Here is a 15,894-nt window from a genome sequence, read left to right on the forward strand (position 1 = left end):
CGGGCGTCAGGCGACCCGGGCGGGACGGCGGATCCGGTTGGCGGCGGCTCCGCGCTCCAGTTCGGTGACCACGCGGTGGCGCAGCAGCTCGTACTGGGCCTGGAGCCTGCCGGGGCGGGCCGGGCGGGCGACCGGGCGGCCCGGGCCGACCAGCTCGTCCGGGCCGAACTGCTCGCGGGTGAGGTCGATCTCGAAGCCGGTGGCGAAGCGGTTCCACCAGTGGAGGTCCGTCCGGACCCCGTCGACGTGCACCTCGCCCATCATCAGCTCGCCGCCGAGCAGGTCGTGCACCACCATGGCCGTCACCCCGCACTGGCCGCGGGCGGGATTGTCGGGACGCCAGCGGGCAAGGTCCTCGGGCGCACAGGTGTCGACACCCCAGGAGGAGCGGATCGCACGTTCGATGTCGTTGAGGGTCCACGCCGTCATACCGGGAAGCCTGCCACGCGGCACTGACAACGACACCGGCTTTTCAAAGGGTCACCGCCTGTTCTGCGACGACCCTTCCCTTGTTCACCCGAACGAGGACAAGGTGGGGTGGCGGGCGGGAGAACGGCTGCGGATCCGGGAGCCGTGCGCCCGGCCGGTCGCCTCAGGGGGCGGGCCGACCGGCCGGGGAGGGCCACTCCGGGGCGGTCACTCCGCGGCGCTCATTCCGTCGTGCTCACACTCCCGCCGCGGTCACGCCGTCTCGGTCACGCCGTAGCGGTCACTTGCCCAGCGCGGCGACGCCGGCCTGCGCGAACTGCTCGTCCAGGTCGCCGCTGGGCGCCCCCGCGACACCGATGCCCGCGACCGGGGCGCCCTTGGACTGCACCGGGGCGCCGCCGGCCAGGAACAGCGTGCCCGGGATGTCCTTCAGGTTCGGGGCCTGGGCCAGCCGCTTGGCCAGCTCCGAGGTCGGGGCGTTCCAGGAGACCGCGGTGAAGGCCTTGCGCTCGGCCGACTCGGTGGCCTGCGGGCCCGCGCCGTCGCCCTTGAGCAGGACCCGGGTGACGCCGTCCCGGTCGACCACGGCGACGGAGACGTGCTGGCCGGCCTTGTTCGCCGCGTCCAGGGCGGCCTGGGCGGCGCGGGTGGCGGCGTCGATGTTCAGGCCGGTGCTCTGGGCGAGGTTCTTGTTCTGGGTGTCGACCTTGACGGCGGCCGGCGCGGCCGGGGTGTCGGTGGTCTCGGCGCTGGCCGAGACGGCGCCCACGCCGGCGGCGGCGAGCGCGGTGACGGCGGCGGTGCCGGTCAGCATCCGGGTGCGCACGGAGGTCTTCTTCATGGTCCAGCTCCTCAACGGGATCACGGGGTCTACGGGCTCTGGGGACTGCGGGTCCGCCGGGGGTCCACGGGGTCTGCGGGCCGCCGGGAGGCCGTGGCTCCTCGGAGGGCCGCAGAGGTCCGGTTCGCAGAGATCCGCAGAGATCCGCAGTGGGGTTCGGGGCCGGGCGGCGGGGGACCGCCCGGCTCTTGCCCCGATCCTCCGGCCGGAGCCTGGCTCGCGGCATCGACGGTCCGGCGCGACCGTCCGGGCACGATGGCGGACGGCCCCGTCAACCGATCGGCTGATGCGGGACCGGGCCGGACGGGTCACCATCGAGGGATCGGCGCAGGTCGGCCGCCTGCGAGCGCAGGTCCGTGCGGCGAGCGCCGATCCGCCGTCCCCGTCGACCGGGCGCGGTCCGGAGCCCGTAGCGCCAGGAGCCACCCGTGCAGCAGACCAGCCCGTCCGCCGGCCCGCCCCTCGGCGGTCGCGACGCCGGGGACCCGGACGCCGGCCGGCTGGCGCTGCTCCTGGACTCCGCCTTCCTGCTGCTGCTCGCCGCCGCGCTCAGCCGCTACCTCACCCACCACGCCGACAGCCCCTGGATCCCCTGGGTGATCGGGCTGAGCACCGCCCTGGCCGTCGCCCAGCCGGCCGCATCCTGGCTCGAACACCGCCGCCCGGCCGCGCCGGACCGACCGCGCCGGTGGCCGGTCGCGCTGGTGGTCGCGCTCTGGGTGGTGCTGGTGCTGCTCGCGCCGAGCTTCGCCTGGTGCGCCGTCCCGCTGATCTACACCGGGCTGCGGGCGCTGCCCGCGAAGGCGGCGATCCCGCTGGTCGCGGCCCTGACGCTGCTGGTGGTGATCGCCGAGATCCGGCTGCCCGGAACCGCGGACGCCACGCTCGTACTGCTGCCGCCCGCGGTGGCCGCACTGGCCACCGGGGTGTTCCTGTTCATGGCCCGGCAGGCCGCCCGGCAGCGCGCGCTGATCGCCGACCTGGTCCGCACCCGCCGCGAACTGGCCGCCACGGAACGGCGCGAGGGCACGCTCGCCGAGCGCGAGCGGCTGGCGATGGAGATCCACGACACCCTGGCGCAGGGCCTGTCCAGCCAGCAGATGCTGCTGCAGGCCGCCGACCGCACCTGGGACGCCGACCCGGCGACCGCCCGCGCCCACGTCCGCACCGCCGCCGAGGTCGCCGCCCGCAACCTGGCCGAGGCCCGTCGCTTCGTCCACGACCTCGCCCCGGCCGAACTCGCCGACGGCGGCACCCTCGACCGGGCGCTGCGGGCGCTGGCCGAACGGGAGTCCACCGAGAGCGGGCTGCCGGTCCGGTTCCACCTGGACGGCGCGCCCGTCCCGCTGCCGACGGCCGTCCAGTCCGCGCTGCTGCGGATCGCCCAGGGGGCGCTGGCCAACGTCCGGGAGCACGCCGGGGCTTCGGCGGCCGCGATCACGCTCTCCTTCCTGGGCGACCAGGCCGTGCTGGACATCGCCGACGACGGGCAGGGCTTCGACCCCGTCGCCGGGGAGCCGCGCGCCACCGGCAGCGCGCGCGGGTACGGGCTGCCGGCCATGCGCGCCCGACTGCGGCAGCTGGGTGGCACGCTGACGGTGGAGAGCACCCCCGGCGAGGGCACCGTCGTGTCCGCCGCGATCCCCCTGGAGCAGCGATGAACCCAGCGCGCAACACCCCGAACCCCGCACCGGGCGGCTCGTCCGCTACGGCGTCGGACGGCGCGTCCGGTGCGGCGCCGGGCCCGTCGGCCGTCCGGCTGCTGGTCTGCGACGACCACGCGGTGGTACGGGCCGGCCTGCTGGCCCTGCTCGCCAGCGCGGGCGACATCGAGGTGGTCGGCGAGGCGAGCACCGGTGAGGAGGCCGTCGCGCTGGCCGCCGAACTGGCGCCGCAGGTCGTGCTGATGGACCTCCAACTCGGCGACGGCATCGACGGTGTGGAGGCCACCCGGCGGATCACCGCCGCTCCCGGCGGACCGCACGTCCTGGTGCTCACCACGTACGACACCGACGCCGACATCACCCGGGCCATCGCCGCGGGCGCCACCGGCTACCTGCTGAAGGCCGAGCGCCCGGAGGAGCTGTTCGCCGCCGTGCACGCGGCCGCGCAGGGCCGGACGGTGCTCTCGCCACCGGTCGCCTCCCGGGTCATGGCGCAGATGCGGGCGCCCGCGCCGCAGCTCACCGAACGCGAGCAGGACATCCTCGAACAGCTGGCGCAGGGGCTGGGCAACCGGGAGATCGCCCGGGCCCTGTTCATCAGCGAGGCGACGGTGAAGACCCATCTCGGGCGGATCTACGACAAGTTGGGCGTGGACACCCGGACGGGCGCGGTGGCGGTGGCCAAGGAGCGCCGGCTGCTGCGCTGAGCGGGCGGCGCCCCTGGGAGGGCCCCGCCCGACCCGTCGTCCGCACCGATCACTGCGCTGGGCACTCGCGGGGTGTCACTCCGTGGTGACATGATGCATGGAATGTCGGATTCCAGGCCGCGTGATCCCTCGCGCCCCGGGTGTGCGGCATGACCGCGCACGACCCCGGTACCGCCCTGATGAACCCCCAACTGCCTGGTGGGACGCCCACCACACCGGCCCGACCGGACCACCACGATTGTGGATTTTTCGTGGATCCCACTATTGACAAACCAACCACGCGGTTTGTTAGCGTGAGATCAACGACGCCCCCGGAGGTGGGGGCTCGCCGGGGTCTGTGCGGACGCTCTCGCCGGAGGGTGATGCCGGGGGGACGGCGGGGTTGCCGGGGTGTCGGGGGGAGCGGCAGCGCCGAAGCCGCGCGACGAGGCGGCGTGGAGCGGGTCCGGGGGGACTCGCTCCACGCCTCCCCCGGTTCCCGCCGCGCGGTCACACCCGTGCGCTCCAGTACGAGCAGTGCAGATGGGGCAGCGGCGCCGGGTCGGGTTCACCGGCCCCCGGCAACGCGGGCACCCGCTCCGAGCAGGCCACCCCGAGCAGGCTCGCGGTCAGCCGAACCTCGCCGAACTCACCGAAGCACAGCACCAGTTGGGAGCCGTCCCGGGTGGTGGCCGCAACCCCCGGCCGGTCCCGTCCGGCGTTCAGCGAGGTGATCGTCCATCCCCGCCGCCGCCACTGCCGCTCCACCATCGCCGCCAACTCCGGCCGCCGGCCCGGTGACACGACGGTGAGCAGATCCCGCCCCCGGGTGACGTACCAGAGCACCTCCGGCCCCCGCCGCCCCGGCGCGGAGAGCCGAACCCCCGCCCGCGGCACCGTCTCCCGCCACACCGGCGCCGGCCGGACGGCGTCCAAGGTGTCCCGGAGCAGCGTCTCGCAGTGCTCCGCGGCGTCGAGTTGATCGGCCGTCACATCCGGAGCCAGTACCGGCCACCATTCCGGCGCGGCCGACGCGCCGCTGCGGAAGCCGTCCGGGCATCCGAGGTTCAGTTCGGCACCACCTGACTGCACAGGGCCCTCCGTACTCCTCCCGGCGTTCAACCCGGGCAGGCATTCCGTCACTCCTTGGACGGTAGGCGGGCACGGACAGTTCCGTCTTCCCCACCCTCGGAATTGCACTGCACGGTGCAGTTGAGTCGCTGATCTGCACCGTGTAGTTTACTTACGGAGCCGCCAAGGCCCCCGGCCACCGAGGCCCTGCACGCCCCTACGGGCTGCTGCAGGCCCCACCCGAAGCCACCCCGGAGGAACCCACCATGCCCACCATCACCGTCGGCACCGCCCGCATCCCCTACCGCGTCGTCGGCGACGGCCCCGGCACCCTCGTCCTGGTCCACGGCACCGGCCCCGGCTCCGGCATGTGGGACGCCATGCTGGACTCCTTCACCGACCGCTACACCGTGCTGCTGCCCGACCTCTCCGGCAGCGAGGCCGCCGAGGACGACGGCTCCCCGCTCACCCTGGAAACCCTCGCCGAACAGGTCACCGCCGTGATCGACGACGCCGGCCGCGGCCCGGTCGACATCCTCGGCTTCTCCCTCGGCGCCGTCGTCGCCACCGCGGCCGCCGCCCTGCGCCCCGACCAGGTCCGCCGCCTGATCGCCACGGCCGGCTGGATCAGCGCCGAACAGGACGAGTACCTGCGGCTCTCCATGGCCACCTGGCTCGCCCTCGCCGGCGACCCCACCGCCTTCGGCCGCTACGCCACCCTCACCGCCTTCAGCCGCGGCTTCCTCAACCGCATCGGCCGCGCGGCCGTCGAGGCCAACACCTCCTACATGCAGCCGACCGCCGGCACCCTGCGCCACATCGCCCTCGACCTCACCCTGGACCTCACCCCGCTCCTCCCCCGCGTCCAGGCCCCCACCCTGGTGATCGGCTGCACCCAGGACGCCACCGTCCCCGTCGAGAACACCCGGCGCCTCCACGCCGCGCTCCCCACCAGCACCTACACCGAGTTCGACACCGGCCACATCGCCCCCGCCGAAGAGCCCGCCGCCTTCGTCAAGACCGTCCGCGACTTCCTCTCCACCACCTGAACCGCCCCGACACCCGGCCTCCGGCCCGAAACAAGAAAGCCGCAGGTCATATGACCTGCGGCTTTCGGTAGTGGAGCGGGCGACGAGAATCGAACTCGCGCTCTAAGCTTGGGAAGCTCATGTTCTACCATTAAACTACGCCCGCCTGATGAGCCGTCAGAGACCGCTCGATCCAGTGCCACTGTACCCCATCCGCCGCTGTGGTTGCACGGCTGGTCCGGGGCCGTGGCGGAGCCGGACGGGGGAATGCGGGGGGCGTACTGTTTGGGCCGCGTGTGAGTGCTCCGGTGGGCGTGGGTCGGGGCGGCGAGCCACGGTGTGGAATGTCCGGAACATCCCCTAATGTGACGCTGTCCCGGAGCCTGGTGGCCGGGGCGCGATGAGTACGGGTGAGTACTGGGTTAGGGATGGGAAGGGGATCGATGGAGCAGCGCGCCGTCGTTCGTTGTGCCGAGGGGCACCTGTTCAGCACCACCACGTTCCCGATGCAGAACCTCGGTCCGGGCCGGCTCGGCCCCGGGCGGTTGATCCGCTGTCCGCAGTGCGGACGGCTCCGGAGCTCGGTGCTGGCCGACGTGCGGGAGCTGTCCACGGCCCAACTGGCGCAGGCGATGCGGTTGGAGGCCGCTGAGTTCCTGGCCTGACGGCCGGCGGAAGGACACCCGGGGCCCCGGACGGATTCGTCCGGGGCCCCGTCGTGCACGTAACCTCGAAGCGTGCTGCTCTCTGACAAGGACATCCGGACCGAAATCGACCTGGGCCGGGTCGTCGTCGACCCGTTCGACCCGGCGATGATCCAGCCGTCGAGCATCGACGTGCGCCTCGACCGCTTCTTCCGCGTGTTCGAGAACCACAAGTACCCGCACATCGACCCCTCCGAGGAGCAGCCGGACCTGACCCGGCTGGTCGAGCCGGACGGCGACGAGGCGTTCATCCTGCACCCCGGTGAGTTCGTGCTGGCCTCGACGTACGAGGTCATCACGCTGCCCGAGGACGTGGCCTCCCGGCTGGAGGGCAAGTCGAGCCTGGGCCGGCTGGGCCTGCTCACCCACTCCACGGCGGGCTTCATCGACCCCGGCTTCAGCGGCCACGTGACGCTGGAACTGTCGAACGTCGCGACCCTGCCGATCAAGCTGTACCCGGGGATGAAGATCGGGCAGCTGTGCCTGTTCCGGCTCTCCTCGCCGTCGGAGCACCCGTACGGCTCCGAGCGCTACGGCTCGCGCTACCAGGGCCAGCGCGGCCCGACGCCGTCCCGCTCGTACCTGAACTTCCACCGCAGCGAGGTCTGACCGCGGCAGGAACGGCTCTGACCGCAGCACGACGGAGTGCACGCACGGCGGGCGGCCACCCCCTCGGAGGAGGGGGTGGCCGCCCGCGGCGTTTCTCGGCCCTGCGGCGCCGCTCGGACCCGCGGCGCCGGTCAGGCCCGCTTCGGGCTGGTGACCGCGACCAGCTCGGCGCCGTCCTCGGACAGCCGAAGCTCGGTGCGCAGCTCGGCGAGTTCGCCGAGGTGGTGCAGGTGGGTGCCGCCGCAGAAGATCTGCGCGCCGCCCTCGGGCAGCTCGCAGTGCCACTGGCGGCGGGCGGTGAGCTCGGGGCCGGGGACGTCGATCCGGACCGGGGCGTCGGCCGCGACCCAGGCGGCGAGCTGCGCGTTGACGGCCTCGGTGAGAGCGGGCAGGGCGTCGGCCAGGGCGGGGAGGTCCTCGGTGGCGTCGACGGTGAAGCCCTTCTTCTTCAGCGACTTGCCGAGCCGGTAGGTGTCGGTGCTGGCCTGGGTGTCCATCACCGAGGAGGCCATCGCGAGGCTGTCGAAGTCGGGGTTGCCGAAGGCGTCCGAGCGGCCCGGGTCCTTGCGCCAGCGCGGGGCGAGCGCGGCGTTGAGGGCGAGGGCGAGCAGGTGGCAGCCGCTGTGCGAGGCGCTCAGGGCGGCCCGGCGCTCGGCGTCGACGGCGAGGACGGCGGTGCGGCCGGTGAGGTCGCCGGGGTCGGCGGCCAGCACGTGCAGGACCAGCCAGGACCACTCCTCGTCGCCGCGCTTGACCGGGATCTCGGCGCCGGCCAGCGGGGCGCCGCCGTCCGGGCCGACCGCGCCGGTGAGGCAGTCCACCACGGCCAGTTCGGTGCCGTCGACCGTGAGGGTGCCGTGGTCGGCCGGCTGGTCGGGCCAGGTGTGGTCGAGCGGGTGGAACGGCGTGGCCTCGGTCACCACCGCGTACCGGCCGTCGGCCAGCGGGTGCACCGCCAGTACGGGGGACTCGCCGGTCACCGCCCCGGCCGGGAAGCTGACGTGGGTGGTGGGGAGGGTCATGGAGCACTCCGTGGCTGGGACCGGACGAGGGCGGACGGGCCCCGCGCCTACCGGCCGGACCCGCCCACCATTGTGCCCTTCGCCCCTCAGCCCAGCGTCGGCAGCTTGATCAACACCAGCAGCGCGACCAGCTGCACGGCCGCGGCACCCGCCGCCTTGCCCCACGGCAGGTCGTGCACCCGCCGGACCATGGCGGTCAGCAGGTACGCGCAGAGCATCCAGGTGGCCCAGCCGACGGCCTGGACCACCGCGCTGCCGGAGGGCAGCACCAGGTCGAGCAGCAGCCGGGGGGCGTCGGTCAGCCAGCCGATCAGCGCGGCCAGGCCGATCGTCGACTTCCACGGGCCGGCGCCGCCCAGCTGGCGGGCCAGCGCGTAGGTGACCGCGCCGAAGACCGCCCCGGCCACGGTGAAGCCGAGGGCCGCGGCGAACAGGCCGGTCAGCGCGACCGAGAAGGTCGAGTTGACGATGTCGTCGTGGGTCAGCCCGATGCCGAGCACCGCGAGCACGCCGTACAGCAGCGAGACGGTGAGGGCGGGCAGCCAGACCTGGTGGTCCCGAGTGCGGTCGAAGATCGCGGTCGGGGTGCGGAAGATGCCGACGAGCAGCTCGCGCCACTGCGGCCGGGGCCCGCTGACGTGCGGGGCGGACCGGCCGCCGGCGCGGTAGACGGTGACGTTGTCCTGGCCGTACGGCGGGTGCTGGTCCTGGCCGCCGGCGTAGGCCGGCGGGGGCTGCTGCCCGTACGGCGGCTGCTGCCCGTAGCCGCCGTCGTCGTAGTGGCCCGGCGCCGGCGGCGGGGCGTGGTACGGCTGCTGCTGTCGGTACGGGTCGCGCTGCTGCTCGTACGGGTCGCCGAGCGGGAAGGCCCGGGTGTTGCCGGGCCGGTCGGCCCCGTACGGGTCGTACCCGTCGCCGACCGTACCGCCCGGCCCGCCATGACCACCCGGCCCGCCGCCGGACGCCGTCGGGTGCGCGGCCGTGAAGTACTCCGGCCCGTCCACGGGCCCGTCCGTCCGTCCGTACCCCCCGGGCGCCCCCGGCGGCGGAGGAGGAGCAGGCCATCCGCCGTGCGGACGGTCGGCATCCTGACCGCTGTCGTATCGATTACCAGCCACGCTCCGAAGGTACCCGTCCGGCCCAACGCGCGTCGGCCCCGGACGGAGCCGGGGCCGGTTTGCAGCGAGCCTGAGACGAACGGGTCCGAAACCCGCCCCGGCGCCCGCGGAGCAGCCCTGCGGAGCAGCCCCGGGGAGAGCTCCGCAGGGAGCTCTCCCCGGGGGATCCGCTAGCGCTGGGCGGTGACCGACGGCCCGTGCACCGCCGCGGCCGCCGTGGTGCCGGCCGGGCAGCCGCCCGGGCCGGCCGTGGTGCGCACGGCGCCGACCGGCAGCAGGGTGCCGCAGGCGATCCGGATGCCGCTCGGCAGCTCGTTGTCCGACTCCACGATCGCGCCGTCGCCGATCACCGCGCCGACCAGCGCGGAGCGGTCGCCGACGGTGGCGAAGGCGCCCACGATCGAGTCCTTGACCAGGGTGTCCGGGCCGATCACCGCGCCGGGCAGGATGACGCTGCCCTCGACGATCGCGCCGGCCTCGACCACCGCGTCCTCGGACACCACGGTGCCGCCGCTGAGCACCGCGCCCGGGTGGACGGTGGCGCCGGGCAGCAGCAGGGCGTCGCCGGTCGGGCCGGGAACGGCCGGGGAGTCGACCTTGCCCAGCACCAGGTCGGCGGAGCCGCGGACGAACGCGGCCGGGGTGCCGAGGTCCAGCCAGTACGACGTGTCGACGACGCCGCGCAGCAGCGCGCCGGTGGCCAGCAGCTCGGGGAAGGTCTCGCGCTCGACGGACACCTCCCGGCCGGCCGGGATGCGGTCGATGACGGACCGGGTGAAGACGTAGCAGCCGGCGTTGATCTGGTCGGTGACGATCTGCTCCGGCGTCTCCGGCTTCTCCAGGAACTCCAGCACCCGCCCGTTCGCGTCGGTCGGGACCAGGCCGAAGGCCCGCGGGTCCTCGACCCGGGTGAGGTGCAGGGTGACGTCGGCCCCGGCGGCCACGTGGCCGTCGCGCAGGGCGGCGATGTCGAGGCCGGAGAGGATGTCCCCGTTGAAGACCAGGACCGGCTCGTCCGGTCCGCAGGTCAGCCCGGAGGCGGCGTTGCGGATGGCCCCGCCGGTGCCCAGCGGCTCGCGCTCGGTCAGGTACACCAGCTCGATGCCGTACGGGGTGCCGTCCTGGAAGTGGTCCTCGAACACCTCGGCCAGGTAGGAGGTGGCCAGCACCACCCGGGTGACCCCGGCAGCGGCCGCGCGGGCCAGCTGGTGCGCGATGAACGGGACGCCTGCCACCGGCAGCATCGGCTTGGGGGTGTGGGTGGTCAGCGGACGCAGTCGCGTGCCCTTACCACCGACGAGCATGATCGCCTCGGTCATGGTCTGCGCTGTTCCCCTTGTGCTCTCTGCGGCCCGGCCCGGCGGGCCGGTGCCTCCGTCGGTGGTCCGTTCCCGTCCGGAACGGGTCGACCGGCTCGTCGCCGGTCCGGCGCCTACTGTATTTCCTTCCGACCGAATGCCCGTCCGGCGGTCGTGCGATTGACGTCACTCGCCGTCCGTCCGCCGTACCGCCGGCGGTCGCCCGGGGCGCCGAAAGGCCCGGCCCGGAGGGCGCGTTGACGGCGTCCACCGGGCCGGGCAGTTGTAGCAGAACTGTCGAACAGCGGACGCCGTTACGCGTCCACCGTGGCCGGTTCCTCGGCCTCGGTCGGCGGGGTCGCCTTCACCGAGTCGAGCAGCAGCTGGGCCACGTCGACCACCTTCAGGTGCTCCTTGGCCGCACCCTCGTTCTTCTTCCCGTTGACCGAGTCGGAGAGCATCACCAGGCAGAACGGGCAGGCGGTGGAGACGATGTCCGGGTTGAGCGACAGCGCCTCGTCCACGCGCTCGGTGTTGATCCGCTTGCCGATGCGCTCCTCCATCCACATCCGGGCGCCGCCGGCGCCGCAGCAGAAGCCGCGCTCCTTGTGGCGGTGCATCTCCTGCTGGCGCAGACCGGGGACCTTGTCCATGATCTCGCGCGGCGGGCTGTAGACCTTGTTGTGGCGGCCCAGGTAGCAGGGGTCGTGGTAGGTGATCAGTCCCTCGACCGGGTTGACCGGGACGAGCTTGCCCTCGTCGATCAGGTGCTGCAGCAGCTGGGTGTGGTGGATCACCTCGAAGTGCCCGCCGAGCTGCGGGTACTCGTTGGCGATGGTGTTGAAGCAGTGCGGGCAGGTGGCCACGATCCGCTTGGTCGGGGCGTCCTCCAGCGCGGCGTTCAGGGTCTCGACGTTCTGCGCGCCGAGCATCTGGAAGAGGAACTCGTTGCCCAGGCGGCGCGGGGAGTCACCGGTGCAGGTCTCCTCCTTGCCGAGGATCGCGAACTTGACGCCCGCGGTGTGCAGCAGCTCGGCGAAGGCCTTGGTGGTCTTCTTGGCGCGGTCCTCCAGGGCGCCGGCGCAGCCGACCCAGTAGAGGTACTCGACCTCCGCGGGGTCGATGTCCTCGCCGATCACCGGCACCTCGATGCCGGTCTCCTTCTTGAGCTCCTTGACCCAGTCGAGGCGGGCCTTAATGGCCATGCCCCACGGGTTGCCCTTGTTCTCCAGGTTCTTGAGCATCGTCCCGGCCTCGGTCGGGAAGTTGCTCTCGATCATCACCTGGTAGCGGCGCATGTCGACGATGTGGTCGACGTGCTCGATGTCCACCGGGCACTGCTCGACGCAGGCGCCGCAGGTGGTGCAGGACCACAGCACGTCCGGGTCGATGACGCCGTTCTCCTCGGCGGTGCCGATCAGCGGGCGCTCGGCCTCGGCCAGCGCGGCCGCCGGGACGTCCTTGAGCTGCTCGGCGGTGGCCTTCTCGGTGCCCTCCATGTCCTTGCCGCCGCCGGCCAGCAGGTACGGCGCCTTGCCGTAGGCGTGCTCGCGCAGGCTCATGATCAGCAGCTTGGGCGAGAGCGGCTTGCCGGTGTTCCAGGCGGGGCACTGCGACTGGCAGCGGCCGCACTCGGTGCAGGTGGAGAAGTCGAGGATGCCCTTCCAGGAGAAGTGCTCGACCTGGGAGACGCCGAAGACGGCGTCGTCGGCCGGGTCCTCGAAGTCGATCGGCTGACCGTTGCTGGTCATCGGACGGAGGGCGCCGAGGGCGGTGCCGCCGTCCTCCTCGCGCTTGAAGTAGATGTTGAAGAAGCCGAGGAAGCGGTGCCAGGCCACGCCCATCGAGGGGTTGAGGCCGATGGTGATCGCCCACGCGAACGAGATGCAGATCTTCAGCATCGCGAACAGGTAGACCAGGTTCTCCAGCGTGCCGTGCGACAGGCCGCTCAGCGCGGAGGTGATCGGGTACGAGACCAGGTGCTCGGGGCCGTACGAGTCGACGCCGGCCAGGGCGCCCTCCAGGGCGCGCAGCATCAGGATGCAGATGCCGATGCCGAGGATCGTGTACTCGACGTAGAAGGCCTGCCAGGCGATCGAGCCGGCGAACCGGGACTTGCGGCCCGACCGGGACGGCAGGCTCATCAGGCGGATCACCATCAGGGTGACGATGCCCAGGGTGGTCAGGGTGCCGACCAGCTCGACGAAGAGCTGCCAGATCATCCAGTTGCCGATGATCGGCAGTTCCCACTCGGCGTCGAAGAGCTGGCCCATCGCGTTGACGATGGTCAGCACCAGGCTGAAGAAGCCGACCGCGACGAACCAGTGGGCGATGCCCACGATCCCCCAGCGGTTCATCCGGGTGTGCCCGAAGAACTCGGTCGCGAGGGTCCCCGCGCGCTGGGCGGGCTTCCCGAAGCGGGTGGAGTCCGGCGCGCCGGCCAGCACCACCCTGAAGATGTGCCACGCCGCACGGAGGGCGAGCGCGGTGCCGATCACGAAGGTGACCAGCGAGATGACGATCGCTGCTAGTTGCATCGCTCTCCGTCTCCTGCGGCTTGCGGTTGAGCAGTCTCTGCGGTTTTCCGAAGAGATTGTACTGGTCGGTAACTTGCCGGGCCGACGGCCCGGACATTACCGGTGGGCAACAGTTCTCCAGAAGGTTCCCAAGCTATGGCGGCAGTCACGTGACCGCACGCGCGCCGCCCCGGTCCGCAACCGTCGACCGCGGGGCCGTCCGGCCGCCGTTCGACGGGGGACGGCCTCAGCAAAGTTGAGCGGGGCGCACTCATGCCTGTTGACGCCCCCCGTCGGGTCGTGCATCCTTGAGCCTGTAAAGCTCAACTCTTCCGTGGAGGTATCTACGATGGCACGCGCGGTCGGCATCGACCTCGGCACGACGAACTCGGTCGTCAGCGTTCTGGAGGGTGGCGAGCCCACCGTCATCACGAACGCCGAGGGCGCGCGGACCACGCCGTCCGTCGTCGCCTTCGCCAAGAACGGCGAGGTCCTCGTCGGCGAGGTGGCCAAGCGCCAGGCGGTCACCAACGTCGACCGCACCATCCGCTCGGTCAAGCGCCACATGGGCACCGGGTGGAAGATCAACATCGACGGCAAGGACTTCACGCCGCAGCAGATCTCGGCCTTCGTGCTGCAGAAGCTGAAGCGCGACGCCGAGGCGTACCTGGGCGAGACCGTCACCGACGCCGTCATCACCGTCCCGGCGTACTTCAACGACTCGGAGCGCCAGGCCACCAAGGAGGCCGGCGAGATCGCGGGCCTGAACGTCCTGCGCATCGTCAACGAGCCGACCGCGGCCGCCCTCGCGTACGGCCTGGACAAGGACGACCAGACCATCCTGGTCTTCGACCTCGGCGGCGGCACCTTCGACGTCTCCCTGCTGGAGATCGGCGACGGGGTCGTCGAGGTGAAGGCCACCAACGGTGACAACCACCTCGGTGGTGACGACTGGGACCAGCGCGTCGTCGACCACCTGGTCAAGGTCTTCCAGGCCGGCCACGGCGTCGACCTGTCCAAGGACAAGATGGCCCTGCAGCGTCTGCGCGAGGCCGCCGAGAAGGCCAAGATCGAGCTGTCCTCGTCCTCCGAGACCTCGATCAACCTGCCGTACATCACGGCCTCCGCCGAGGGCCCGCTGCACCTGGACGAGAAGCTCACCCGCGCCCAGTTCCAGCAGCTGACCGCGGACCTGCTGGAGCGCTGCAAGGTCCCGTTCAACAACGTGATCAAGGACGCCGGCATCTCGCTCGCCGAGATCGACCACGTCGTCCTGGTCGGCGGCTCGACCCGCATGCCGGCCGTCGCCGAGCTGGTCCGTGAGCTCACCGGTGGCAAGGACGCCAACAAGGGCGTCAACCCGGACGAGGTCGTCGCCATCGGCGCCTCGCTCCAGGCCGGTGTCCTCAAGGGCGAGGTCAAGGACGTCCTGCTGCTCGACGTCACCCCGCTGTCCCTCGGCATCGAGACCAAGGGCGGCATCATGACCAAGCTCATCGAGCGCAACACCACGATCCCGACCAAGCGCTCCGAGATCTTCACGACGGCCGAGGACAACCAGCCGTCCGTACAGATCCAGGTCTACCAGGGCGAGCGTGAGATCGCCGCGTACAACAAGAAGCTCGGGATGTTCGAGCTGACCGGCCTGCCGCCGGCGCCGCGCGGCCTGCCGCAGATCGAGGTCACCTTCGACATCGACGCCAACGGCATCATGCACGTCGCCGCCAAGGACCTCGGCACCGGCAAGGAGCAGAAGATGACCGTCACCGGCGGCTCCTCGCTGCCGAAGGACGAGGTCGACCGCATGCGCCGCGAGGCCGAGCAGTACGCCGAGGACGACCACAAGCGCCGCGAGGCCGTGGAGACCCGCAACTCCGCCGAGCAGCTCGTCTACTCGACCGAGAAGTTCATCGCGGACAACGCCGACAAGCTCCCGGCCGACGTCAAGACCGAGGTCGAGACCGCCATCGGCGAGCTCAAGGAGGCCCTGAAGGGCGAGGACATCGCGAAGATCCGCGAGGCCTCGGAGAAGGTCTCCACCACCGCCCAGAAGCTCGGCCAGGCGCTCTACGCCAACGCCGACGCCGCCGGTGCCGGTGCCGCCGCGGCCGGCGAGTCCGCCCAGGCCAAGGAGGACGACGTCGTCGACGCCGAGATCGTGGACGACGAGAAGCCCAAGGGCGGTGCGTCGGCATGACGGACAAGCCGCAGGGCGGCAAGCCCGGCGACGACTCCGCCGCCGAGGAGGCCGTGATCAAGGCTGCCGAGGAGGCCGCCGCCGGTGCTGCCGGCGAGGGCTCCGAGGAACTCGCCACCGCCAAGCGCGAGCTGGCCGAGCGCACCGCGGACCTGCAGCGCCTGCAGGCCGAGTACCAGAACTACCGCAAGCGGGTCGAGCGCGACCGGCTGACCGTCCGCGAGATCGCGGTCTCCAACATCCTGGAGTCCCTGATCCCCGTCCTGGACGACATCGGCCGCGCCCGCGAGCACGGCGAGGTGACGGGCGGCTTCAAGTCCGTCGCCGAGTCCCTGGAGACGGTCGTCGCCAAGCTGGGCCTGCAGCAGTTCGGCAAGGAGGGCGAGCCCTTCGACCCGACGCAGCACGAGGCGCTGATGCACAGCTACTCCTCGGACGTCACCGAGGACACCTGCGTGCAGATCCTCCAGCCCGGCTACCGCATCGGCGAGCGGATCATCCGCCCGGCGATGGTCGCCGTGGCCGAGCCCCAGCCGGGCACCCAGACGACGCCCGGCCCGGACGCCGAGACCGAGTCCGGCGAGGACAAGTCCGACGGTGGCTCGGACAGCTGACAACCTGTGACAGCTGACAACCAGTGCGCTGCGGAGTCGCATGCCGGCCAGTACGGCGGCCGGCTCCGCAGCGCGCTGTCAACGGCTCCTCCTTCGG

13 protein-coding genes, 1 tRNA gene and 1 pseudogene are annotated in these 15,894 nt (G+C 72.2%); 7 read left to right on the plus strand and 8 right to left on the minus strand.

Annotation, left to right across the window (positions count from 1 at the left end; all coding sequences use genetic code 11):
* Positions 1-6: 6 nt before the first annotated feature.
* Together ACIRVF_RS16175 and ACIRVF_RS16180 are read right to left on the minus strand one after the other, a co-directional pair.
* On the minus strand, positions 7-429 hold the full coding sequence (locus ACIRVF_RS16175) for a hypothetical protein (RefSeq protein ID WP_402817266.1): 423 nt from the start codon (positions 427-429) through the stop codon (positions 7-9).
* Between the two features lie 280 nt (positions 430-709).
* Positions 710-1,270 carry a heme-binding protein gene (locus ACIRVF_RS16180; protein WP_402817268.1) on the minus strand — a complete coding sequence of 187 codons (561 nt, stop codon included), beginning with the start codon at positions 1,268-1,270 and terminating at the stop codon, positions 710-712.
* 428 nt (positions 1,271-1,698) lie between these two features.
* On the opposite strand from ACIRVF_RS16180, the gene ACIRVF_RS16185 reads away from it, so the two are divergent.
* Both ACIRVF_RS16185 and ACIRVF_RS16190 read left to right on the plus strand, forming a co-directional pair.
* A complete protein-coding gene (locus tag ACIRVF_RS16185; protein ID WP_402817270.1) occupies positions 1,699-2,931 on the plus strand; it encodes a sensor histidine kinase in 1,233 nt (410 codons plus the stop codon).
* Entirely contained in the window at positions 2,928-3,641 is a 714-nt protein-coding gene (locus tag ACIRVF_RS16190) for a response regulator (protein ID WP_402817272.1), read from the plus strand. The genes ACIRVF_RS16185 and ACIRVF_RS16190 overlap by 4 nt, the downstream gene beginning before the upstream one ends.
* Positions 3,642-4,130: 489 nt before the next feature.
* On the opposite strand, the gene ACIRVF_RS16195 is transcribed toward ACIRVF_RS16190, so the two are convergent.
* Positions 4,131-4,613, minus strand: coding sequence for a hypothetical protein (locus tag ACIRVF_RS16195; protein WP_402817274.1), 483 nt, complete (start codon positions 4,611-4,613; stop codon positions 4,131-4,133).
* Between the two features lie 344 nt (positions 4,614-4,957).
* Here ACIRVF_RS16195 and ACIRVF_RS16200 point away from each other — a divergent pair, with 344 nt between their 5' ends.
* Complete coding sequence (locus ACIRVF_RS16200) at positions 4,958-5,740, plus strand: alpha/beta fold hydrolase (RefSeq protein WP_402817276.1); 783 nt, start codon at positions 4,958-4,960, stop codon at positions 5,738-5,740.
* A 71-nt stretch (positions 5,741-5,811) separates the two neighbouring features.
* On the opposite strand, the gene ACIRVF_RS16205 is transcribed toward ACIRVF_RS16200, so the two are convergent.
* Positions 5,812-5,885 (minus strand) — tRNA-Gly (locus ACIRVF_RS16205).
* A gap of 277 nt (positions 5,886-6,162) precedes the next feature.
* Here ACIRVF_RS16205 and ACIRVF_RS16210 point away from each other — a divergent pair.
* Complete coding sequence (locus ACIRVF_RS16210; protein WP_188304334.1) at positions 6,163-6,384, plus strand: hypothetical protein; 222 nt, start codon at positions 6,163-6,165, stop codon at positions 6,382-6,384.
* A 72-nt stretch (positions 6,385-6,456) separates the two neighbouring features.
* Complete coding sequence (gene dcd, locus ACIRVF_RS16215) at positions 6,457-7,032, plus strand: dCTP deaminase (RefSeq protein WP_363429632.1); 576 nt, start codon at positions 6,457-6,459, stop codon at positions 7,030-7,032.
* A gap of 131 nt (positions 7,033-7,163) precedes the next feature.
* Here dcd and ACIRVF_RS16220 read toward each other — a convergent pair whose 3' ends face one another.
* From ACIRVF_RS16220 to ACIRVF_RS16235, 4 genes and pseudogenes are all read right to left on the minus strand, one after another.
* Positions 7,164-8,054, minus strand: a complete 891-nt coding sequence (locus tag ACIRVF_RS16220; protein ID WP_402817278.1) for a metal-dependent hydrolase — start codon at positions 8,052-8,054, stop codon at positions 7,164-7,166.
* An 86-nt stretch (positions 8,055-8,140) separates the two neighbouring features.
* Positions 8,141-9,058 (minus strand): Yip1 family protein, encoded by a 918-nt coding sequence (locus ACIRVF_RS16225; protein WP_402817280.1) that lies wholly within the window; start codon positions 9,056-9,058, stop codon positions 8,141-8,143.
* Between the two features lie 368 nt (positions 9,059-9,426).
* Positions 9,427-10,491: pseudogene (locus ACIRVF_RS16230) on the minus strand (sugar phosphate nucleotidyltransferase); the annotation flags it as partial.
* A gap of 293 nt (positions 10,492-10,784) precedes the next feature.
* Positions 10,785-13,007, minus strand: coding sequence for a (Fe-S)-binding protein (locus tag ACIRVF_RS16235; RefSeq protein WP_402817282.1), 2,223 nt, complete (start codon positions 13,005-13,007; stop codon positions 10,785-10,787).
* Between the two features lie 328 nt (positions 13,008-13,335).
* Here ACIRVF_RS16235 and dnaK point away from each other — a divergent pair, with 328 nt between their 5' ends.
* Positions 13,336-15,183, plus strand: coding sequence for a molecular chaperone DnaK (gene dnaK, locus ACIRVF_RS16240; RefSeq protein ID WP_402817284.1), 1,848 nt, complete (start codon positions 13,336-13,338; stop codon positions 15,181-15,183).
* Positions 15,180-15,797 carry a nucleotide exchange factor GrpE gene (grpE, locus tag ACIRVF_RS16245; protein ID WP_402817286.1) on the plus strand — a complete coding sequence of 206 codons (618 nt, stop codon included), beginning with the start codon at positions 15,180-15,182 and terminating at the stop codon, positions 15,795-15,797. Before dnaK ends, grpE begins: the two co-directional genes overlap by 4 nt.
* Positions 15,798-15,894: the final 97 nt, after the last annotated feature.

This window comes from Kitasatospora sp. NPDC101157 (genome assembly GCF_044768255.1).
Taxonomy (GTDB): Bacteria; Actinomycetota; Actinomycetes; order Streptomycetales; family Streptomycetaceae; genus Kitasatospora.

Coding starts and splice junctions, on each gene's coding strand:
- ACIRVF_RS16180 (WP_402817268.1), bottom strand. CDS start 1,270: ATGAAGAAGACCTCCGTGCGCACCCGGATGCTGACCGGCACCGCCGCC.
- dnaK (WP_402817284.1), top strand. CDS start 13,336: ATGGCACGCGCGGTCGGCATCGACCTCGGCACGACGAACTCGGTCGTC.
- ACIRVF_RS16210 (WP_188304334.1), top strand. CDS start 6,163: ATGGAGCAGCGCGCCGTCGTTCGTTGTGCCGAGGGGCACCTGTTCAGC.
- ACIRVF_RS16235 (WP_402817282.1), bottom strand. CDS start 13,007: ATGCAACTAGCAGCGATCGTCATCTCGCTGGTCACCTTCGTGATCGGC.
- ACIRVF_RS16175 (WP_402817266.1), bottom strand. CDS start 429: ATGACGGCGTGGACCCTCAACGACATCGAACGTGCGATCCGCTCCTCC.
- ACIRVF_RS16190 (WP_402817272.1), top strand. CDS start 2,928: ATGAACCCAGCGCGCAACACCCCGAACCCCGCACCGGGCGGCTCGTCC.
- grpE (WP_402817286.1), top strand. CDS start 15,180: ATGACGGACAAGCCGCAGGGCGGCAAGCCCGGCGACGACTCCGCCGCC.
- ACIRVF_RS16220 (WP_402817278.1), bottom strand. CDS start 8,054: ATGACCCTCCCCACCACCCACGTCAGCTTCCCGGCCGGGGCGGTGACC.
- ACIRVF_RS16200 (WP_402817276.1), top strand. CDS start 4,958: ATGCCCACCATCACCGTCGGCACCGCCCGCATCCCCTACCGCGTCGTC.